Source organism: Actinomyces marseillensis (assembly GCF_900155605.1).
GTDB lineage: Bacteria > Actinomycetota > Actinomycetes > Actinomycetales > Actinomycetaceae > Pauljensenia > Pauljensenia marseillensis.
In genome coordinates, this window is sequence record NZ_LT707420.1 from 1,058,339 (window position 1) to 1,077,855 (window position 19,517).

18 protein-coding genes and 3 tRNA genes are annotated in these 19,517 nt (G+C 56.9%); 17 read left to right on the plus strand and 4 right to left on the minus strand.

Annotated features, from left to right (window positions below):
* Nucleotides 1-7: 7 nt before the first annotated feature.
* Nucleotides 8-976, plus strand: coding sequence for a diacylglycerol/lipid kinase family protein (locus BQ8011_RS04620; RefSeq protein WP_072455250.1), 969 nt, complete (start codon nt 8-10; stop codon nt 974-976).
* A gap of 63 nt (nt 977-1,039) precedes the next feature.
* Nucleotides 1,040-1,762, plus strand: coding sequence for a lysophospholipid acyltransferase family protein (locus tag BQ8011_RS04625; protein ID WP_072455252.1), 723 nt, complete (start codon nt 1,040-1,042; stop codon nt 1,760-1,762).
* Nucleotides 1,763-1,776: 14 nt separating this feature from the next.
* On the opposite strand, the gene BQ8011_RS09010 is transcribed toward BQ8011_RS04625, so the two are convergent.
* Nucleotides 1,777-2,397, minus strand: coding sequence for an AMIN-like domain-containing (lipo)protein (locus tag BQ8011_RS09010; RefSeq protein ID WP_072455254.1), 621 nt, complete (start codon nt 2,395-2,397; stop codon nt 1,777-1,779).
* Nucleotides 2,398-2,466: 69 nt separating this feature from the next.
* Here BQ8011_RS09010 and BQ8011_RS04635 point away from each other — a divergent pair, with 69 nt between their 5' ends.
* The 5 genes from BQ8011_RS04635 (at nt 2,467) to BQ8011_RS04655 (ending at nt 7,015) form a co-directional block, all read left to right on the plus strand.
* A complete protein-coding gene (locus BQ8011_RS04635; RefSeq protein WP_456047818.1) occupies nt 2,467-3,483 on the plus strand; it encodes an NAD(P)H-dependent glycerol-3-phosphate dehydrogenase in 1,017 nt (338 codons plus the stop codon).
* Between the two features lie 49 nt (nt 3,484-3,532).
* On the plus strand, nt 3,533-4,669 hold the full coding sequence (locus tag BQ8011_RS04640) for a D-alanine--D-alanine ligase family protein (protein ID WP_072457642.1): 1,137 nt from the start codon (nt 3,533-3,535) through the stop codon (nt 4,667-4,669).
* A gap of 9 nt (nt 4,670-4,678) precedes the next feature.
* Complete coding sequence (locus BQ8011_RS04645; RefSeq protein WP_072455258.1) at nt 4,679-5,596, plus strand: ATP-grasp domain-containing protein; 918 nt, start codon at nt 4,679-4,681, stop codon at nt 5,594-5,596.
* Nucleotides 5,597-5,781: 185 nt separating this feature from the next.
* Nucleotides 5,782-5,854, plus strand: a tRNA-His gene (locus BQ8011_RS04650).
* 117 nt (nt 5,855-5,971) lie between these two features.
* Entirely contained in the window at nt 5,972-7,015 is a 1,044-nt protein-coding gene (locus BQ8011_RS04655; protein WP_072455260.1) for an NAD(P)-dependent alcohol dehydrogenase, read from the plus strand.
* Nucleotides 7,016-7,099: 84 nt separating this feature from the next.
* Here the strand turns inward: BQ8011_RS04655 and BQ8011_RS04660 are convergent.
* Nucleotides 7,100-7,170, minus strand: a tRNA-Gly gene (locus BQ8011_RS04660).
* Nucleotides 7,171-7,257: 87 nt separating this feature from the next.
* Between BQ8011_RS04660 and BQ8011_RS04665 the strand changes: the two genes are divergently transcribed.
* The 10 genes from BQ8011_RS04665 (at nt 7,258) to BQ8011_RS04710 (ending at nt 15,669) form a co-directional block, all read left to right on the plus strand.
* Nucleotides 7,258-7,331: transfer RNA gene (locus BQ8011_RS04665), tRNA-Pro, on the plus strand.
* 164 nt (nt 7,332-7,495) lie between these two features.
* Nucleotides 7,496-8,842 (plus strand): trigger factor, encoded by a 1,347-nt coding sequence (tig, locus tag BQ8011_RS04670; RefSeq protein ID WP_072455262.1) that lies wholly within the window; start codon nt 7,496-7,498, stop codon nt 8,840-8,842.
* 236 nt (nt 8,843-9,078) lie between these two features.
* On the plus strand, nt 9,079-9,687 hold the full coding sequence (locus tag BQ8011_RS04675) for an ATP-dependent Clp protease proteolytic subunit (protein ID WP_034502683.1): 609 nt from the start codon (nt 9,079-9,081) through the stop codon (nt 9,685-9,687).
* Nucleotides 9,687-10,334 carry an ATP-dependent Clp protease proteolytic subunit gene (locus BQ8011_RS04680; protein WP_072455264.1) on the plus strand — a complete coding sequence of 216 codons (648 nt, stop codon included), beginning with the start codon at nt 9,687-9,689 and terminating at the stop codon, nt 10,332-10,334. The genes BQ8011_RS04675 and BQ8011_RS04680 overlap by 1 nt, the downstream gene beginning before the upstream one ends.
* Before the next feature lie 192 nt (nt 10,335-10,526).
* A complete protein-coding gene (gene clpX, locus BQ8011_RS04685; RefSeq protein ID WP_072455266.1) occupies nt 10,527-11,780 on the plus strand; it encodes an ATP-dependent Clp protease ATP-binding subunit ClpX in 1,254 nt (417 codons plus the stop codon).
* 8 nt (nt 11,781-11,788) lie between these two features.
* Nucleotides 11,789-12,115 carry a chorismate mutase gene (locus BQ8011_RS04690; RefSeq protein WP_072455268.1) on the plus strand — a complete coding sequence of 109 codons (327 nt, stop codon included), beginning with the start codon at nt 11,789-11,791 and terminating at the stop codon, nt 12,113-12,115.
* Nucleotides 12,116-12,207: 92 nt separating this feature from the next.
* A complete protein-coding gene (locus BQ8011_RS04695; RefSeq protein WP_072455270.1) occupies nt 12,208-12,693 on the plus strand; it encodes a hypothetical protein in 486 nt (161 codons plus the stop codon).
* Nucleotides 12,694-12,743: 50 nt separating this feature from the next.
* The gene (locus tag BQ8011_RS04700; protein WP_407639768.1) at nt 12,744-13,778 is read left to right on the plus strand and encodes an efflux RND transporter periplasmic adaptor subunit; all 1,035 of its coding nucleotides are present in this window, start codon (nt 12,744-12,746) and stop codon (nt 13,776-13,778) included.
* The gene (locus BQ8011_RS04705; RefSeq protein WP_072455272.1) at nt 13,775-14,464 is read left to right on the plus strand and encodes an ABC transporter ATP-binding protein; all 690 of its coding nucleotides are present in this window, start codon (nt 13,775-13,777) and stop codon (nt 14,462-14,464) included. Before BQ8011_RS04700 ends, BQ8011_RS04705 begins: the two co-directional genes overlap by 4 nt.
* On the plus strand, nt 14,461-15,669 hold the full coding sequence (locus BQ8011_RS04710) for an ABC transporter permease (RefSeq protein ID WP_072455274.1): 1,209 nt from the start codon (nt 14,461-14,463) through the stop codon (nt 15,667-15,669). Before BQ8011_RS04705 ends, BQ8011_RS04710 begins: the two co-directional genes overlap by 4 nt.
* Before the next feature lie 63 nt (nt 15,670-15,732).
* Here BQ8011_RS04710 and BQ8011_RS04715 read toward each other — a convergent pair whose 3' ends face one another.
* Together BQ8011_RS04715 and BQ8011_RS04720 are read right to left on the minus strand one after the other, a co-directional pair.
* The gene (locus tag BQ8011_RS04715; RefSeq protein ID WP_072455276.1) at nt 15,733-17,661 is read right to left on the minus strand and encodes an AMP-dependent synthetase/ligase; all 1,929 of its coding nucleotides are present in this window, start codon (nt 17,659-17,661) and stop codon (nt 15,733-15,735) included.
* A gap of 4 nt (nt 17,662-17,665) precedes the next feature.
* Entirely contained in the window at nt 17,666-19,504 is a 1,839-nt protein-coding gene (locus BQ8011_RS04720; protein ID WP_072457647.1) for a chloride channel protein, read from the minus strand.
* Nucleotides 19,505-19,517: the final 13 nt, after the last annotated feature.

Here is a 19,517-nt window from a genome sequence, read left to right on the forward strand (position 1 = left end):
GCCTTTCGTGGACCTTTCAGCGCCATCCTTACAGCTCTTCGTCTCTGCTCTTTCTGGCCGAGGCCGAGCGCTGCGCCTCGCACCCCAAGCTGCTGCGCTCCTGCGTGAACGCGGATGGGAAGTTGAGGTGGTTGTTACTCATCGTGAGGACGATCCAGGCCAGCTTGCTGCCGCGTCGACGCACCAGTGGGTCGGAGTCTTTGGTGGCGATGGGTATATCGCTCACATCGCCTCTGAGGTTGGGAAACGAGGCGGGACAGTGATCCCTCTTCCCGGTGGGCGGGGCAATGACCTGTGCCGTTGTCTAGGGATTGGGACGGATGCACTGGCGCATATCCGTAACCTTCCCCAGGCCTCGGAGATCGTTTCGTCGGAGGCAGGCACCATTGAGCGTTTTCGCGATGTGGATGCCATGAGGGTCACGCCTTGTGTTCCTCCACGCGAGGCGCAGAATTTAGACGCACAGGGCACTCGCTCCGGTGAGGCATCGCAGGTTCTTGGCTTAGTTTCTTTTGGTCTTGATGCACTTGCCAATCAGATTGCGAATGAATCGCCTTTTAGCTCCGGGACTATTGCATACGCGTGGGGAGCGGTATGCGCGCTGGCCAGGTTCAAGCCTCGGACCATGGAAATCGAGGTCGACGGCCAGGTGCGGCGTATCCGCGGGTGGTTGGTCTCCGTCTCAAACTCGGGATGGTTCGGCGGTGGGATCAACATCGTTCCCACGTCCAATCCCAGCGACGGCAAGCTTGAGCTTCTCACCGTCGACCCGGTGCCAAAACACCGAGCGATCCGCGTTTTGACGCGAGTGCTTGCAACCCGGCGCGTCGATGACCCGATCGTGCACGTGGAAACAGTCAGCCGAGTAAAAATCCTTGATAGCGCCGGACTGATCGCAATGGGAGACGGCGATCAAGTTGCGTGCGGGTCCGTTGAGATTTCGGTCCAACCTGGGGTTTTTCGAGTTTTTGCCTAGAAAAATACTCGCGCGTGAGGAACAGCGTTTTTACCCGCGTGTCCGCTTCGTTAGACTACACACATGACTCACCGGCTCACAGGTTTCTACCGTTTCGCGCGAGGCGTCTTCCGTACCTTCATGGTTCCGTGGACGAAAATCGACGTGGAAGGCCTCGATAAGCTTCCACGCGAGGGCGGTTTTCTTCTGGTGTGCAACCACCTGTCAAACATTGATCCGGTCTGCCTGCTGTGGGTCATGATGAAAGCCGATATTCCCGTTCGTATCATGGCGAAGTCAGAGCTCTTCAAAGTGCCCCTCTTGGGCGGTGCGATGCGCCAGATGAAGCTTCTCCCGGTAAACCGACGCGCCAAGGATCCCGGCGCTATTCTTGCCTCGGCAGCTCAGGCCCTTCGCGAGGGCGAATGCGTGGCCATTTATCCCGAAGGTACGTTGACTTTAGATCCTGATTTGTGGCCGATGCGGATCAAGACAGGCGCTGCGCGACTTGCCTTGGACACGGGCGCGCCGGTGATCCCCTTTATTCACTGGGGAGAGCAGAAGATCATGCGCTCGGGTTCTGCACTCATTGATTTTCGTCCTCGCAGGCGCGTATCGGTGCGTATCGGTGATCCGATTCCCCTTGAGGACCTGTGCCGCGAATCTGGTTCGGCCGACCACGAGGCCGTCGAAGAAGCAACTAAACGGATTCAGCGCGCCATGATCGAGAGCGTTGCACAGCTTCGCGGGGAAGAAGCCCCTGCCGGCGTGTGGGATCGCAAGCTCAAGGAACGCGTCGACTACTAGCGCGCGAGCCCTTGTTACTTCGCGATGTCGATGACGACTCGCGAGGGATTGGTGAGCGCACTCAAGGTGACCTCACGCTTTCGGTCCATTCCGATGACGATGTGAGTATCGGCCTCAAAAGTTCCGTCCTCAAGTACGCGTATCGGCCCGATATCAAGGGTTTTGGAGCCCTTGTAGTAGTTGGCTGCTAGCTCCTCGCTCACGGGCATAGCCCCGCCTTGAAGATTGAGATCAAGATACACGGGCGTTCCCAAATCGATGGGATCTCCCTTGCCCTGGGTGAGTGGGGAAGTGGTCCACCCTCCGAGCCATCCCACGTCGTCACTTCCAGTGAACTCAACGACAACGCGGTAGAAGCCATCGTGGTCTCCTACGCGCATGTCGTGGAAGACCGGTGCGTGGTTGGCGTCTTCTTTGCCAAGGGATTGCTGTGGGAAGCGGGGTTCAATGCTCTCCCACGTACTGGGGGTCGCCGATGTACGTGCGCTGGCACTAGGAGCAGGCGAGGAGGCTTGGCTGCTTGCCGAGGCCGTGGGCGTGTTTGATGCGTCGCTCCGCGATGGGGTAGGGGAGCACCCGCACAATGCAGCTGTCGTCACAAGAACGAGGACAGATAGGGCTGTGCGTTTAGACATGAGCTCCTCCTTGGGCACGTCGCGTGTCTTTATCCTAGTAGGGTTGAGGCGGATGGGAGAGGAATGACAATGATGACACGAATGAGCGTGCTGGGCACAGGCGCGTGGGGAACCACTTTTGCCCAGGTTCTTGCAGATGCTGGACACGCCGTCACTATGTGGGGACGCAATCCAGAGATCGTCTCCGCGATCAACTCGCATGAAAATCCTCGCTATGTTCCCGACCTGCTTCTCTCCGAGTCAATTACCGCGACCTGTGATCTTCGCCAGGCCGTTGATGGCGCGGATCTTCTCATCGTTGCAATCCCCGTCAAAGCGGTACGCGCAACTCTCGAGGCAGCGCGCCCCAGCCTCGGAAATGAAACTGCTCTGCTTTCCCTGGCTAAGGGCCTTGAGTTGGGCTCGCTTAAGCGAGTAGATGAGGTCTTGAGTGAAGCTTCTGGCGTGGGGCACGATCGGATTGCGGTTCTTTCCGGGCCTAACCTCTCTCGTGAAATTGCGGTGCACCAACCGACAGCAACCGTTATCGCATCGATCAATCTTGAATTGGCCAAAGAAATTGCGGGAGTCTGCCACAACTCTTATTTCCGCCCCTATCTGTCCTCGGATGTGATTGGCACAGAAATCGCCGGTGCGACCAAGAACGTTATCGCCGTTGCGATTGGCGCGGCGGAAGGGCTTGGCTTAGGAATTAACACTCGCTCGACCTTGATGACGCGTGGCCTCGCAGAAATGACGCGTCTGGGCACAGCCCTGGGCGCAGATCCGGCAACCTTTGCGGGGCTCGCAGGAATTGGCGACTTAATCGCAACCTGTTCGACCACGCTGTCCAGAAATTTTGCTTTCGGACATCGAGTTGGGACGGGCATGAGCGTTGAGGATGCTCTTGCTGCTTCTGCTGGCGTCGTGGAAGGCGTGGCCTCGGCGATTCCAATTCTGCAGCTTGCCCAATCGATCGGCGTAGACATGCCGATTACGACAGCAGTTGTTGAAGTTGTTGAGGGACGCGCGGGAATTAACGACATGGGGAACATGTTGCTCTCGCGTCCACGAAAGATGGATGGATGGAAAATTGAGCTGGTCTGAAGGCGCGCACAGTGCGGGCAAGGTCGATTCTCGCGGTAATCTTGACCCCATGAGTGAAGTCAAACGTCCTCGCGTCCTTGTTGTTTTTGGTGGACGCTCCAGCGAACACTTGGTCTCTTGTGCGACGGCTGCCGGTGTTCTTCATGCTCTTGACCGTGAGCGCTTTGATGTCCTTGCCGTTGGAATTACGCGCGATGGGCAGTGGGTGCGTGTGGATGATAACCCGGAGTTGGTGGATCTTCGCACGGCCTCGGATACGACGATTGTGCCGGGATTGAGCCGCGTGAGTCTGCTTCCTGGCCTTGCTCGTCTTGTTGAAACCACGTATGACCGCTCTCCTGAAGATCACAATGCCCAAATTGCCGGAGTTGAAGATTTGGGTGTGATCGATGTCGTTCTGCCTCTCTTGCATGGTCCTTACGGCGAAGACGGAACAATCCAGGGCCTCTTCGAGATGTCCGATGTGCGCTACGTTGGTTGTGGCGTAACTTCAAGTTCGGCCTCGATGGATAAGCACCTGACCAAGACTGTCCTTGCCGAGGCCGGGATTTCGGTTGGTCGTTGGGAATTGGTCACCGAAAAACAATGGTCGAAGGATCCGCAGGACGTGCGTGCGCGCATTGATGCCTTGGGATACCCCGTCTTTGTTAAGCCCACGCGTGCAGGCTCCTCAGTGGGTATTTCTCGCGTTGATTCGCCCGATCAGCTGGACCTTGCGATTAAGGAAGCAGCCGCGAACGACCCGCGCATCATTGTCGAGGCCATGGCTCATGGTCGCGAGATTGAGTGCGGTGTACGCGTGCCCGCCGGTGGCGAGGCAATGGCTGCGCCCTTGGGTGAGATTGGGGTTCCCGAAGGGGAGTTCTACGACTACGCACTCAAGTACGTCGACACCGATGCGATCTCCTTGATGTGTCCGGCTGACATTCCCGCCGAGGACGCGCAGAGGATCCAGAGCATTGCCCTGAAGGCTTTCGAGGCCTTGGAATGTGAGGGGTTGGCGCGCGTCGACTTCTTCTACGACGATTCAACTCACGAAATCATCGTCAACGAAGTGAATACCATGCCTGGATTCACTCGCTTGTCCCTGTACCCGCGAGTGTGGGCCGAGGCTGGGATGAGCTACACGGAACTGGTGACCTCGCTGCTTGAAGAGGCTCTTAGTCGTCCCCTGGGACTAAGGTAGGATATCTTCATGACGAAAACACCCAAGGTCACCCTTGTTACTTCCGCGAGCATGCCGGGACTCTTCTCCGATGAAGCTGGGCTTCCCGACGCGTTAGCTGACCGCGGAATGGATCCCCAGATCGCGGTGTGGAATGACCCCACCGTTGATTGGGAAAAAGCTGGATTGTGCGTCCTTCGTTCGGTTTCTGACTATGCGACGCAGCGCCAGGAGTTTATTACGTGGGCGCAGTCGGTTCCGCGCCTGCTCAACAACGCCGATATTGTCGAGTGGAACACCGATAAGCACTACTTGAAGGACATGGAAGAACTCGGCCTCCCCGTCATTCCGACGACGTGGCTTGAGCCTTCGCATGGATTCTCCAAGCACCAGGTGCACTCACGTTTCCCTGCTCTCGGTGACTTCGTTGTCAAGCCTGCTGTGTCTTCTGGTGTCCGCGATATCGGTCGCTACACAGCGATTGATACTCTCCAGCGTCAGGCTGCTTTGGCGCAGACGATCGACCTCTTGAACGAGGGGCGTTCCGTCATGCTCCAGCGTTACTTGGAGGACATCGACGTGCACGGCGAAATTTCCCTGGTGTTCTTCAACGGCTTGCTTTCGCACGCGGTCGAAAAGCGTGCGGTACTCCATCCTTCCTCCGTCACGGATCCTTCTATGCACGAGGCCGTGGTTACCGCGCGCCCCGCAGATGCTGAGTCATGGCAATGGGGCGAGCAGATTCGTCAAGTTCTACACAAGTACATGCGTGCACGCCTAGGACGCGACGAGCTTCTTCTGTACAACCGCGTGGACTTGGTCCCCGACGGCGAAGGCTCCTTCCGAGTCATGGAAGTTTCAGCGACCGATGCTGATCTGTACCTTTCTGCCACGCCTGACGCTCTGGATAACTTCGCCGACGCGATTTCGACTCGCGCCTTCTGGTGAGTGAGAGCGCGGTAAGGACGCGTTCAACGTGAATTCCGGCTCTCCTGCCTTTGCAATGGGGGAGCCGGTTTTACGTATTGAGAGAGTGAACTTCGTGGTAAGTGCCACGCTTATCGTTTCTGATTTCTCACTTTGCGTGCACTGATGTTAAAGTTTCCCCGTTGCGTTTTTCGCAGCGCTCAATGGTGGCTGTAGTTCAGTTGGTAGAGCACCTGGTTGTGGTCCAGGACGTCGCGGGTTCGAGTCCCGTCAGCCACCCGGATAGAAAAGTCCCGAAACCTTTGGTTTCGGGACTTTTCTCATGTTGCGGTGCTAAAGTTTCGGCAATGCGTTGATGCGCAGTTGGCACACGTAGCGTTGACGAAGGAGTTCACGATGCCCAAGGTTCGCGCATATGCCTGCGATGATCCTCGCTCGATTTATCACCCAACCATCATTGATATCCGCGAGCCCGGCCCCGGAGAAGTACTCTTCGACATTAAATATGCCGGAATCTGCCACTCGGATATCCACACTGCGCGCAGCGAGTGGGGGCCTATTCCGTACCCCTTTGTGGGTGGACATGAGATTGCCGGCGTGGTGGCCAAGGTCGGTGAAGGAGTCACGAATTTCAAGGTAGGGGACAGGATCGGTGTCGGTTGTTTGCAGGGCTCGTGCAGGCAATGCGAGTACTGCACCGACGGGCACGAGCAGTTCTGCAATAATCCTCATGCCTACTGGACTTTCCGCGCAGGTCCTGATGGGAAGCCGACCGCTGGAGGCTATGCCCAGGCAATGACGGTACGTGCAGATTTTGGCTGCCATGTTCCCGACGAAATGGAGCTCAGTGATGCCGCTCCTTTGATGTGCGCAGGAATCACCATGTATTCGCCGCTGCGCCGATGGGGGGCCGGACCGGGAAAGAAGGTCGCCATCGTTGGCATGGGTGGCCTCGGACATATGGGTGTTCAGATCGCGGCTGCGATGGGTGCGGAAGTTTCGGTGATCTCTCATGGGCGTTCCAAGGAAGAAGATGCACGTCGTTTTGGCGCCACTGCCTTCCACGCAACCTCGGAAGAGGGCACCATCGAATCTTTGGCCTCGTCCTTTGACATCATTATCTGCACGGTGAGCGCGGACGATTTGGATTACCCGGGACTTGTCCGTGCACTCAAGCCCTTCGGTGTCTTCGTTGACGTGGGCCTGCCCGAGAACCCGATGGTGATCCCCATGCGCGCCGTTGTTAACGGAAACAAGGTTGTTGCGGGATCCCAGATCGGTGGCATTGCTGAAACTCAGGAAATGCTGGAGTTCTGCGCCCAGCACGGCGTGCGTCCCGTGATTGAGATCATCGACGGTGATTCCATTACCGAGGCCTACGACAAAGTTGTGGCCTCGAAAGTGCGCTACCGCTTCGTCATTGATACCTCGACGTTCTAGCGCGCATCTTGGCCTAGCGATCCTCTGGTCAAGAATGCGCGGCAAAACAAAAGGAGCCCCGGAAAACCGGGGCTCCTTTTTCAGAGCGGATGACGGGAATCGAACCCGCACCATCAGCTTGGAAGGCTGAGGTTCTACCATTGAACTACATCCGCGTGCGGATCGATATTACCTGATTGTTTGCGCGATTGCGAAATTTAGGGTGAAGTCCCGTATTATGGGATCCGCAGACGAGAGTCTCACGGGGTGTAGCGCAGCTTGGTAGCGCATCTGCTTTGGGAGCAGAGGGTCGCAGGTTCAAATCCTGTCACCCCGACTTTTTATTGCCAGCCCGGCCACGGCCTCGTCAATTGGCCAGCTTCTCGCGGGCGAAAATTGTGAAGCCCACAGCCAGCTAGCAGCTTTGGCGGGTGCTGTCGTAGACTAGTTCAGTTGAAATACGCCGTTTTGGCGTCCCAAGAAAAGACCTGGAGAATCCACGTGAAGAGCACTGTAGAGACCCTCGAGCCCACCAAGGTTCGTCTGACTGTTGAAATCCCCGTTGAGGAACTGAAGTCAGAAATGGACAAGGCGTACAAGAGCATCGCCAATCAGGTGTCCATCCCCGGCTTCCGTAAGGGTCACGTTCCCGCTCGCATCATCGACCAGCGTTTCGGCCGTGCAGCCGTCATCGAGCAGGTTGTCAATGAGGTTCTTCCCGGCCAGTACTCCGCTGCCGTGTCCGAGCACGAACTGCGCCCCATGTCCCAGCCCGATGTTGAGGTCACCGAGATCCCCTCGACCAGTGGCGAACTGACCGGTCAGGTCGTTTTCACCGCTGAGGTCGACGTTGTTCCTTCCTTCGAACTACCCGAGTACGGCAAGGACACCGTCATCGAGGTTGACTCCGTTGAGGTTACCGATGAAGACGTTCAGGCTGAGTTGGATGCTCTGCGTGGTCGTTTCGCTTCCCTCAAGCCCATCAAGCGTCAGGCAAAGACCGGCGACTTCACCACCATTGACCTGGTTGCCACCATCAACGGTGAAGAGGTCGACTCCGTTTCCGACGTCTCCTACGAAATCGGTTCGGGTACCATGCTCGACGGCCAGGACACTGCGCTTCGTAAGACCCACGCGGGCGATGTTGTCACCTTCACCTCCACCCTCAAGGGCGGCGAGCACGAAGGTGAAGAGGCCGAGGTGACCATCACCGTCAAGTCCGTCAAGGAGCGCGAGCTTCCCGAGGCCGACGACGATTTTGCGCAGATGGTTTCCGAATTCGACACCATCGATGAGCTCATGGAAGACCTCAAGAAGCAGGCCGCACAGACCAAGACTTCGCAGCAGGCACTTCAGGCACGTGATCGCCTCGTTGATGAGCTGCTCTCCCGCACCGAGATCCTCCTCCCCGAGTCCGTGATCGAGCTCGAGCTCAACCACCGACTGGGCGCTGACGCTTCCGCGAAGGAAAAGAAGGAAGCTCGCGCGGCCATCGAGAAGGAATACCGCACCGAGATCCTCGCCGAAGAGCTCGCCAAGAAGAACGAGGTTCAGGTTGGCCAGCAGGAACTCTTCGACTACGCCATCCAGATGTCCCAGAACTACGGCATGGACATCAACCGCCTGTTCTCTGATCCCCAGCAGATCTCCGCAGTGGTCGCCGATCTGGGCCGCGCAAAGGCCCTCATTGAGGTTCTGCGTGAGGTGACCGTGAAGGACACCGAGGGCAACCCCGTTGACCTGAGCGAATTCCTTGGCCTTGAGGATGAAGCTGCTGCTGAAGAAGCCGCAGCCGAGACCGTCGCCGAGGTCGAGAAGGCCGGCGAAGAACTCGCAGAGGAAAAGTGAGCTGCTGGTTTAAGCGCAACTGAGCTTTCCGCTGTGTAAAGCTCATGACTTGGTGTGGGCCGAAACCTGAGGGGTTCGGCCCACACGTCATATCTGCGCGAGATTGCCGCGATCTTTCCATGCGCCGTGAGCGAAAAGCGCTTTTTTAGAGCGCCAACTGGTGTCAGAACCGATAAGTTTGGATTCAGTGAGGTTCCATAACGGGAACCGGACCCTGAAATTGAAGGAGAGCGTGAATGGCTATTCAAGCCTCGGGCGGAAATGAAACGCCCATGGGACTGGGAGATTCGGTCTACCAGCGCCTGCTCAAAGAGCGCATCATTTGGCTTGGCGGCGAAGTGCGAGATGACAACGCAAATGCGATCTGCGCACAGCTCCTCTTGCTGGCTGCTGAAGACCCCGATCGTGATATCTACCTGTACATCAACTCTCCGGGTGGATCGGTCACCGCGGGCATGGCCATCTATGACACCATGCAGTACGTCAAGCCCGATGTTGTGACCGTCGGTATGGGGCTTGCCGCATCGATGGGTCAATTCCTGCTCACCGCTGGCGCTCCCGGAAAGCGTTACATCACTCCTCACACCCGCGTTCTGTTGCACCAGCCCCTAGGTGGCGCCGGAGGTAGCGCAACGGATATTCGCATTAATGCGGATTTGATCTTGGGCATGAAGAAGGAGCTGGCACAGATCACCGCATCGCGTACCGGTAAGTCTGTCGAGCAGGTTGAGGCGGATGGCGATCGCGATCACTGGTTCACCGCTCAAGAGGCTCTGGAATATGGCTTCGTGGACCGTGTGATTGATAGCCCGCAGGAAATTGGCAACCGTGGAGGAGAAAACTGATGAGCACTCAGCCCTATTTCGACGCAGTTGCCCGTCAAATGCCTCAGGCGCGCTACGTTCTTCCGAACTTCGAAGAGCGCACCGCCTATGGTTTCAAGCGTCAAGATCCTTACGCAAAGCTCTTTGAAGACCGCATTGTCTTCTTGGGCGTGCAAGTTGACGATGCAAGTGCCGATGACATCATGGCTCAGCTCCTCGTCCTTGAGTCACAGGATCCGGATTCGCTGATCACCATGTACATCAACTCGCCCGGTGGTTCCTTTACCGCAATGACGGCGATCTACGACACCATGCAGTACATCAAGCCCCAGGTTCAGACCGTGTGCTTGGGCCAGGCTGCTTCAGCTGCCGCCGTTCTGCTGGCCGCGGGCTCTCCCGGAAAGCGTTTGGCACTGCCCAACGCTCGAGTCCTCATTCACCAGCCTGCAATGGAGGGAATGCAAGGCCAGGCCTCGGATATCCAGATCATCGCCGACGAGATCGACCGCATGCGTCTGTGGCTCGAGGAGACCCTTGCTGCTCACTCAGGCAAGCCGGTCGAAGAGGTTCGTCGCGATATCGAGCGCGATAAGATCCTCACCGCCGCTCAGGCTGAAGAATACGGTCTGATTGACCAGGTTTTGGCTTCACGTAAGGCTCAAAACTAGTTAACAGCTATGCGACGCGAGTCGCTGTTAAGGAAGTGCGGGGGAGAGCGTTTTGGCGCTCTCTCCCGTTCCTATTGAATGACCGGTCTTACATTGTGCATCCCGCGCGTCAATTCGCTGTATACCACCGGGTGAATTAGGCTAGATTTCAGTAAAAGACCCGATTTGGGTGAAGTTTTTCAGGAGGCATACGTGAGTCGATTGACCGACGGAGCTGAGGCCCTCAAGTGCTCTTTCTGCGGAAAGAGCCAGAAGCAGGTCCGCAAGCTCATTGGGGGATCCGGCGTTTACATTTGCAACGAGTGTGTCGACCTGTGCAACGAAATCATTGCCGAAGACACTGAACCGCAGAGCGCGCCCTCGGGTCTTCCTCTCCCAAAGCCTCGTGAAATCTTCGAATTCCTCGATTCTTGGGTGATCGGCCAGGACCGCGCCAAGCGTGCGCTTTCTGTCGCCGTCTACAACCACTACAAGCGCGTGCGTTCGCGCGAAGCTGGCAACGAAGAAGATATGTACGGCACCAAGTCGAATATCTTGCTTTTAGGGCCCACGGGAACCGGTAAAACGCACTTGGCGCGCTGCTTGGCTCGACTTTTGGATGTTCCTTTCGCGATCGTGGATGCGACAGCATTGACCGAGGCCGGCTACGTGGGTGAAGACGTTGAGAACATCTTGCTCCGCTTGATCCAAGAAGCCGGCGGAGATATCAAGAAGGCCGAGCGCGGAATCATCTACGTTGACGAAATTGACAAGATTGGCCGCAAGGGTGAAAACGCGTCGATTACTCGTGATGTTTCAGGTGAAGGCGTGCAGCAGGCTCTTCTGAAGATTATCGAAGGAACGGTGGCCTCGGTGCCTCCGCAGGGTGGCCGCAAGCACCCGCATCAGCAGTTCCTTGAGATCGATACCTCGGGAATTCTCTTCATTGCTGCCGGCGCATTCGCGGGAATTGAAGAAATCGTCAAGGCTCGTCTTGGTCAGCGTTCCACCGGTTTCGGTTCGGAATTGAAGTCTTCCGCTGAGATGGGCGACCTCTACGAGTCCGTTACCGCTGAAGACCTTCACAAATTCGGTATGATTCCGGAATTTATTGGTCGTCTTCCCGTGCTGACCTCGACTAAGGAACTTTCTGAGGAAGATCTGGTTCGAGTGCTGACCGAGCCCACGAATTGCTTGGTTGCTCAGTACCAGCACCTCTTTGAGCTTGATGGCATTACCTTGGAGTTCACTCACGAGGCCTTGCTTGCCATTGCGGAGCTGGCGAACAAGCGTAAGACAGGGGCACGAGGCCTTTCTTCCGTTATGGAAGCAACTTTGTCAGATTTGATGTTTGACCTTCCCTCGCGTGATGACGTCTCCCGTGTCGTTGTCACTCGTGAGGCTGTGCTTGGGCAAGGGAGCGCCGAGTTGTACGAGGTCGATCCTGCAAGCGTTCAGAGCGCCTAGGGGGAGTCATGTCGGACACGTCTTTGCCTCAAGAACTGATCGAAGCGCGCAAAACAATCGACAACATTGATGCTGCCCTGATTCACATCCTTGCCGAGCGTTTTCGCTGCACTCAAAAGGTTGGGCTCATCAAGGCTGTCCATGAGCTTCCCCCTGCGGATCCTGCTCGCGAGAGCGTGCAGATTGCGCGTCTTCGCTCACTAGCTACAGAGTCTGGTTTGGATCCTGATTTTGCTGAGAAATTCTTGAACTTCATGGTGCGCGAAGTGATTCGTCACCACGAGGATATTAAGGCCGCCTATGATCAGGCGGAAGGTGTGCCTGAATCACATTAATGGGATTGATTATCGATAACTTCTGGGTATAGAATGTTATCAAGTCGTTATCAAAAGATATCGAATTGTTATAAACTCTCCCAGGAGATTCGATGAAGAATCGCTCGTCACGCACCCTCGTAGTCGGCGCACTCACGCTGGTCTTTGCGCTTAGCGCTTGCTCGCAGGGAACGTCATCCTCATCGTCAGCATCGGCACGGTCAAAAGCCACCACTTCGAAGAGCGCAGCCCAGGCCAAGGGATCAAAAGACCCCAACATCGCCTTCGGACAGTGCATGCGAAACAAGGGCTTCGACGTGCCCGATACGGGTCTGACTCCCGACCAATTTGCCAATGCTACCGACGCCTTCAATTCCGCTGTCAACGCGTGTATGGAAGAGGTTTCCTCACTCGTTGGAGAAGAGAACGACCTGACAAACGATCCGCACGCACGTGAGCTTTTAACAAAGGGGACTCAATGCCTGCGCGACCTGGGCTATGACGTTCCTGATCCGGGACAAAATGGCGTTGTCGACGTTCGGAATGTCCCCTCTGAAGCAGTCAATAAATGCTTCGGAAGCGTCGGAGGCAACAAGTGACCACTCGTGAACGCAGCACATACCGTCGTATAGGTGCGCTGGCTGCATCGATGGGGATGATCGTCTGCTCTCTTGCAGCGTGCTCAAGCAACAGCGCAGAATCAAATGACGCCAAGGAATTTAGCGGTGCAAGCGCAGAGATTACTCGCGGAGACCTTGTCGGTGAGACAACCGTCCAAGGAACCTTGCACTACGCCGACTCCTACACTCAGAAATCGAGCTTCGATGGTGTCATCACAGCTCTTCCAACTCCCGGTTCTACCCTGAAACAGGGAGAGAAGATCTACACGGTGGGCGGCGAAAGCAGCTATCTTCTCCACGGCTCCACTCCCGCATGGCGCAGCTTCGAAGCGGGGATGAGCAATGGAGAAGACATCCACCAACTCGAAGAGGCACTGTCTCAACTTGGCTATTTTGATGGGCAAGCGGATGCTCACTTCGACTGGCGAACCCAGGCTGCCATCAACAAATGGCAAAAAGAACGGGGGCTGAGCCAAGACGGTACGCTTCCGCTTGGACGTGTGCTCTTTGCTCCCGAAGACTTGCGTATCGGTAGTCTCAAAGCCCGAGTTGGCGACGCTGTTTCCCAAGGGGGCGATCTCTTCTCCGCCTCGTCGTCGCGCCAGATCATTTCCGCAAACCTTAAGCTTTCCGACCAATCTTTGGGAGTCGTCGGTACCAAGGTGACCATCCGGCTCCCCGGTGCGCAAACAACGAAGGGCACGATCTCGTCCGTCGAGCCTCCCAAGGAAAAAGCAGGTGCTGAAGGCGCAAGCGACTCACAGGCAACCAAGGATCGCATCATCCCCATCACCGTCACCCCTGATGACGCTGCCGCAACAGAGAAACTTCAAGAGGCATCTGTTTCGCTGGGTATTACCTCCCAGACGAAAACGAATGTTCTTTCAGTGCCTCTGGGGGCCCTCGTGGCGATCACTCCCGACCAATTCGGTGTGGAGCTCCTTGGTGAAGATGGGAAAGTCACGCGAGTTCCGGTGCAAACCGGCCTCTTTGCTGGAGACAGGGTGGAGATCTCCTCCGATGAACTCCACGAGGGACAACTTGTGGCGGTGCCGAACCGATGAGCCCACTACTTGAACTTCGCGAGGTTCGTCGCAGCTACGGTTCTCCGCCCGTCACTGCCTGCGATGGAGTGAGTTTGAGTGTTGAACAAGGAGAATTCGTCGCCATCGTCGGTCCATCTGGATCAGGGAAGTCAACTCTCCTCAACCTGATTGGCACTCTGGATCGCCCAGATTCGGGGGCGGTCATCATTGAAGGAATGGACGTCAGTGCTCTAGGTGACGCAGAACTGTCCGGGGTGCGTGCATCCCTTATCGGCTTTGTCTTCCAGCAATTCCACCTCTCGCCGGGAGTTACTGCCTTGGACAATGTCGCCGACGGACTGCTCTACCGGGGTGTCCCGCGCGCGAAACGGCGCGAGAAAGCGCGAGAAGCTCTTGAAAAGGTCGGGCTCGGACACCGAATCGAGCACCGTCCGCACCAAATGTCCGGCGGTGAACGCCAACGCGTGGCTATTGCTCGTGCGTTGGTCGGTTCGCCGGCGCTGCTCCTCGCTGACGAACCCACTGGTAACCTCGACTCGCGCTCAGGAGAAGCGATCGTATCCCTGTTACGCGAACTCAATGATTCGGGCACGACGATCATCGTCATCACGCACGACAACGATCTCGCGGCCTCGCTTCCGCGCCAAGTCATGATTCGTGATGGGAAAGTGGTTTCTGACTCTGCAGGCGAGGTGAGCCAATGAGCCTTGATAGGGACACAATTACCCACGCCTCGTGCCTGCGCGGCAGTGACGTCGCGCGCTTGGGGGTAAGTGGCCTTCGCGCGAGGCCGATGCGCGCAATCCTTTCGGCCTTGGGGATCGCGATTGGTATCGCCGCCATGGTCGGCGTCGTCGGTGTGTCGGCCTCGTCCCAGGCACGTCTTCATGAACAGCTCCAAGCGCTGGGAACCAACATGCTCACGGCTCGCTCAGGTGCTGATCTTTCCGGTGCAAACCTGATCCTTCCCGAAGACTCAGTGGGACGCATGCGGATGATCCCGGGAGTAACCGATGCTTCCTCGACGTCCACTTTGTCAGGAGTTTCGGTGTACCGCTCGCGTTTGATTGATCCAAATGCAACGGGTGGCATTTTGACGATGGCTGCGCCAACGAATCTGCTGGATGTTGTTTCGGCGAAAGTTGCGCGTGGAACCTGGCTGAACGAGGCGACATCACGGTATCCGGGTGTCGTATTGGGATCGAAAGCTGCGGATCTTTTGGGGATTACCACTCCGGGAACCCAAGTATGGCTGGGGAATACCTCCTTCACCGTGCTCGGCATCCTTGAGCCCTCACCTCTTGCCGAAGAACTCGATAACGCAGCTCTCATCGGAATCCCGGTAGCTTCTCAGCTTTTCGGGGCAGGACAAGCACCAACGACGATTTATGAACGATCTTTGGATTCTGAGGTCGAAAACGTTCGAGAACTCATTGGTCCAACCCTGGCTCCTCAGGGAGCAACCGGTCTGAAAGTTTCACGTCCATCGGATGCACTGGCTGCAAAGAACGCGGCTGATCAGACTCTGACAACCCTTCTGGCAGGCGTTGGCTCTATCGCCCTGTTGGTCGGCGGGATCGGAGTCGCAAATACGATGATCATCTCCGTCCTTGAACGTCGCCGTGAGATCGGACTGAGGCGTTCCCTGGGAGCCAAACGGGGACATATCTGCATGCAATTCCTTGCTGAGGCTCTGCTCCTCTCCTTCCTTGGCGGATGCGTGGGATGTGTTATTGGCGCGGCGGTCACATGGGGAATGTGTCTCGCATACGGATGGCCCGTCACTATCGCGTGGTACGTCATCGCCGCTGGCCTCGGGGCTCCCTTGGTCATTGGAGCAATTGCAGGGCTCTACCCGGCCCTGCGGGCGGCACATACGCCGCCAACTGCTGCATTGGCCTCGCAATAAAAGAAAACCCGGTGCATCGTCGTGGTGAGCGATGTACCGGGTTTTCTTGGCAAATAGTCTTGCTTAGCCGTTTTGAACGGGACCTCCGTAGATGTCATCGATAACGTCGGCGTAGCGCTCAAGCACAGCCTTTCGCTTGACCTTGAGTGAAGGCGTTAACAAACCATTGGCTTCCGTGAAGTCGGTGGTTAACACGCGAATCTTTCGGATCGATTCTGCGCGCGAAACATGCTCATTTGCGCGATCGACCGCACGCTCCAAAGCTGAGAGGACCTCGATATTAGTCGCGGCCTCACCAATCGACATCGGCGGTAGACCGTGGTTCTTCAGCCACAGTTGCAGCATCTCTGCATCCAAAGTGATCAGCGCGGAGATGAAGGGACGCTTATCGCCAACGACGACGACCTGCGAGATCAGGGGATGGCCACGCAAGGGGTCTTCCAAGGAAGCGGGCGCAACATTCTTTCCGCCCGCGGTGACAATAATGTCCTTTGCGCGACCAGTAATGCGGACGTATCCGTCGCGGTCCAGAGAACCCAAGTCTCCGGTCTTGAACCAGCCGTCTTCAGTGAAGGAGGTGGCAGTGGCCTCGGGATTGTTGTGATAACCGCGGAAAACCGAGGGGCCTTGAATGAGAATTTCACCTTCGTCGGAGATCCTCACCGAGAGAGGGGGAAGAGGTGGACCAACGGTTCCAATCTTGGACAGCCGGGGAGTGTTAACCGAAAGCGGGCCAACCGTTTCGGTCAAGCCATAACCTTCGAGAACGGGGAGTCCAAGTCCCGTGTAGAAATGTGCCAGCCTGGTCGAAAGGGGCGCACCACCTGAAATGATGAAGCGCGCGTTTCCGCCAACCAACTGAATGATCTTCGAGTAAACCAAGTGCGATGCTGCAGCGTGCTGCATCTTCAAACGCCTTGAGGGGCCTTCAGGGGTTTCAAGTGCCTGAGAATACTGAACCGCCACATTGGCTGCCCATCGGAAGATCTTCTGTTTACCGCCACGGCCGGCCTTCGCGTCGGCTGAGTTGTAGATCTTCTCAAGAACTCGAGGAACCACCAGGAGGTATGAGGGTCTGAAAGTCGCAAGATCAGGAAGGAGATTCTTTGTGTCGGGAGTGTGTCCCAAAATCCCTTCGCCGCTGAGCTGGAAAACCTGGAGGAAGCGCGCGAATACGTGGGCAAGGGGGAGGAAAAGCAAGAGACGTGAGTCTTTGCCCATCGCGACCTCAGGCATCCACGCGTGGGCGTTGAGCGCGAGCTCGGTGAAATTCCCATGCGTGATTTCTGTGCCCTTGGGGCGTCCGGTTGTTCCCGATGTGTAGACGATTGTCGCCAGATCATCGGTCGTCAGTGCTTGAGTGCGCTGGGCAACCATTGTGCGCGGGATCGTCACGCCCGCATCACGGATGGTTTGCATCGCCTCGGCATCAAGGGAAAGCAGTGTGATGTCGCTGCGTCCGAGGCGGCGGCACGCTGATTCTGCGAGCTCGCGTTGAGTCACGGTTTCGGTGATCACTGCCCGGACGTTTGCGTCTTGAATGATGTATTCAATCTGCTCGCCTGAGGAAGTTTCGTAGATCGGCACTGGAAGGAGCCCCGCGCACCACGAGGCGTAATCCAGAAGCGTCCATTCGTAGCGGGTGCGCGACATGATCGCGAGCGCATCGCCTTGTTCGAGGCCTAGCCCGATTAATCCCGCTGCCGTTGCCTGAACGTCTTCGTAGAACTCCGCGGCGGTCATGTTCTGCCAGGTATCGCCCATTTCGAGTTTGCGGGCAATCAAAGGGCGGCGCGCCGAACGCTGGACGCGGCGTGCAAGAAGATGGGGGATTGTTGTGTTTTCGTCGATTCGCACCAAAATGGGTGCGTGCCACTCAAGTGCCTGAGTTTCGCCGTCAATTTCAAGCGATTCTCCGGACTCGGGGGAGGAAATGGAAACGGAGGTTTCGTCAGCGGGCAAGGCCAGCAGCTCAGGATCTTCGTCGGACATGGTTTTAGTTTACGTGTCGAGAGGCGCGAGGGTGGCGATCTTGCCAGCGAGATCCCCAAGACGAGAGGTGTCCGGCGGCAATCGCGCGCCCCTGCTGCGCGGCAATTTCCTTCACGAGGCCCTGCTGGGTCACCCATCCCAGGAAGTGGGGTGTGGGGGAATCCTCGTCGATGACCGCGAGTGCCCAGGGATTGTCAGGAGCACTCAGGCGAGCAAGGACTTGAGATGGGCGAGCTGACTGGGGGATCGAGGAGGACTCATCCAAAGCAAGAGAACTGATCTGAGTATGTGGGGGAAGACCTCGAGAAAGATAGGAAGCGAGTTCGCTCAAGGTGAGCATTCCGAGATATCGAGGCAGTTCTTGGTAACGGTCCTTCGCTGCGATTACAGGAAGGCAGGGGACAGGACTTGACTGGAAATACTCCTGTGCCTGCATCAATGTCATGTCCTCGGTCAGAATGCGGCTGGGCGCGGTCATGAGCTGGCGAGCACTTCGGCGTCCGAGCAAGGTGTCGTCGACGGGTTCGTGGAGGACATCGCCTCGGCGGCGAAGTTTTTCTGTGTAAATCGTCGAGCGAGTGAAGAAACGGGAAACAAAGGTTGCGATGATGACGGCCAACATCATGGGCATGATCAGGGAGTATTGTCCGGTCATTTCAACGATGATGAGGACCGCTGTCATGGGGGCGCGTGCGGCACCGGCAAAGGCAGCTCCCATTCCAATGACGCCGAAGATCGCGCTTTGTGAGGCAGCCCAGGGATCGACAAGCTGCCCAAAAATCATTCCAGTCATTGCACCCATGAACAAGGTTGGGGCAAAGACTCCGCCCGATCCGCCAATGCCGATGGTGTAGGAGGTGTAGAGGATCCGACCGAGGAGCAAAAGAGCGAGGAAGGGAATCGAGTAAGAGCCAAAGATCGCTGAAATTTCGATTGGATAGCCCGAGCCGTACATGTATGGGAAACAGATGAGAGCTCCGCCAAGGGCAATGCTCAAAACCGCTGGTCGAGACCAATTGGGAAGTGGAATTCGAGCCCAGAAGGCATCGATCCAGTCTTCGCTGAGGTAGAGGAACTTCGAGAAGGCAAGGCCAACGAGGCCCGCAATAATTCCGAGGATTGCCACCCATCCGATATCGGGGAGGGACTGCAGGGGGAAGGTTTCGCCCAAATCGATGAGGGGATGATCTCCACTTGCTGCGCGTGCAACCAAGGAAGAGAGGACGGAAGAAACGACGACGTAGCCAAAGGCCTCGGCAGTGAAACGCGTCAAGATCACTTCAAGAGCGAAGAAAGCGCCGGCAAGGGGAGCATGGAAAGTCGCCGCGATTCCCGCAGCGCTCCCGCAGGCAGCCAGCATGATCACGCGCTCTTTGGGTAGACGGAGCGAAGCGGCGAATGAAGAGCCTAATGATGCGCCAACTTGAACGATTGGGCCTTCGCGCCCCGCTGAACCCCCGCCGCCGATGGTGAGAGCAGAAGAAATAAGTTTGACGACCGCGACTTTGGAAGGGATATAACCGCCCTTTTGCTGGACCGCGAGCATGACTTCGGGGATCCCGTGTCCCTTCGCAGAAGGTGCGAAGCGGGAGATGAGAGGCCCGTAGATCAGCGCCGAGATCACTGGGGCGAAGAGAAGGAAGATCCACGCTGGGATGGGGAGGTGGCCATGAGAGCTGCCAATGTGCTGCGTGTAGTCCCAGTAGCCTGTCGTTACCCAGGTCCATGCGCCAATCATGGTGTTAAAAAGGACGGCTGCGGCACCAACGATTGCTCCCACAATCGCTGCGACAACGGCGAGTAGCGATCGGTGGGCTGCGCAGACGCGTCCGATGCGTGTCATGCGTCCGGCTTGA

What these genes read in the sequence shown, in the direction of transcription:
- BQ8011_RS04625 (WP_072455252.1), top strand. Translation starts at nt 1,040, where the DNA reads ATGACTCACCGGCTCACAGGTTTCTACCGTTTCGCGCGAGGCGTCTTC.
- BQ8011_RS09010 (WP_072455254.1), bottom strand. Translation starts at nt 2,397, where the DNA reads ATGTCTAAACGCACAGCCCTATCTGTCCTCGTTCTTGTGACGACAGCT.
- BQ8011_RS04635 (WP_456047818.1), top strand. Translation starts at nt 2,467, where the DNA reads ATGATGACACGAATGAGCGTGCTGGGCACAGGCGCGTGGGGAACCACT.
- BQ8011_RS04640 (WP_072457642.1), top strand. Translation starts at nt 3,533, where the DNA reads ATGAGTGAAGTCAAACGTCCTCGCGTCCTTGTTGTTTTTGGTGGACGC.
- BQ8011_RS04645 (WP_072455258.1), top strand. Translation starts at nt 4,679, where the DNA reads ATGACGAAAACACCCAAGGTCACCCTTGTTACTTCCGCGAGCATGCCG.
- BQ8011_RS04655 (WP_072455260.1), top strand. Translation starts at nt 5,972, where the DNA reads ATGCCCAAGGTTCGCGCATATGCCTGCGATGATCCTCGCTCGATTTAT.
- BQ8011_RS04675 (WP_034502683.1), top strand. Translation starts at nt 9,079, where the DNA reads ATGGCTATTCAAGCCTCGGGCGGAAATGAAACGCCCATGGGACTGGGA.
- BQ8011_RS04680 (WP_072455264.1), top strand. Translation starts at nt 9,687, where the DNA reads ATGAGCACTCAGCCCTATTTCGACGCAGTTGCCCGTCAAATGCCTCAG.
- BQ8011_RS04690 (WP_072455268.1), top strand. Translation starts at nt 11,789, where the DNA reads ATGTCGGACACGTCTTTGCCTCAAGAACTGATCGAAGCGCGCAAAACA.
- BQ8011_RS04695 (WP_072455270.1), top strand. Translation starts at nt 12,208, where the DNA reads ATGAAGAATCGCTCGTCACGCACCCTCGTAGTCGGCGCACTCACGCTG.
- BQ8011_RS04700 (WP_407639768.1), top strand. Translation starts at nt 12,744, where the DNA reads ATGGGGATGATCGTCTGCTCTCTTGCAGCGTGCTCAAGCAACAGCGCA.
- BQ8011_RS04705 (WP_072455272.1), top strand. Translation starts at nt 13,775, where the DNA reads ATGAGCCCACTACTTGAACTTCGCGAGGTTCGTCGCAGCTACGGTTCT.
- BQ8011_RS04710 (WP_072455274.1), top strand. Translation starts at nt 14,461, where the DNA reads ATGAGCCTTGATAGGGACACAATTACCCACGCCTCGTGCCTGCGCGGC.
- BQ8011_RS04715 (WP_072455276.1), bottom strand. Translation starts at nt 17,661, where the DNA reads ATGTCCGACGAAGATCCTGAGCTGCTGGCCTTGCCCGCTGACGAAACC.
- BQ8011_RS04720 (WP_072457647.1), bottom strand. Translation starts at nt 19,504, where the DNA reads ATGACACGCATCGGACGCGTCTGCGCAGCCCACCGATCGCTACTCGCC.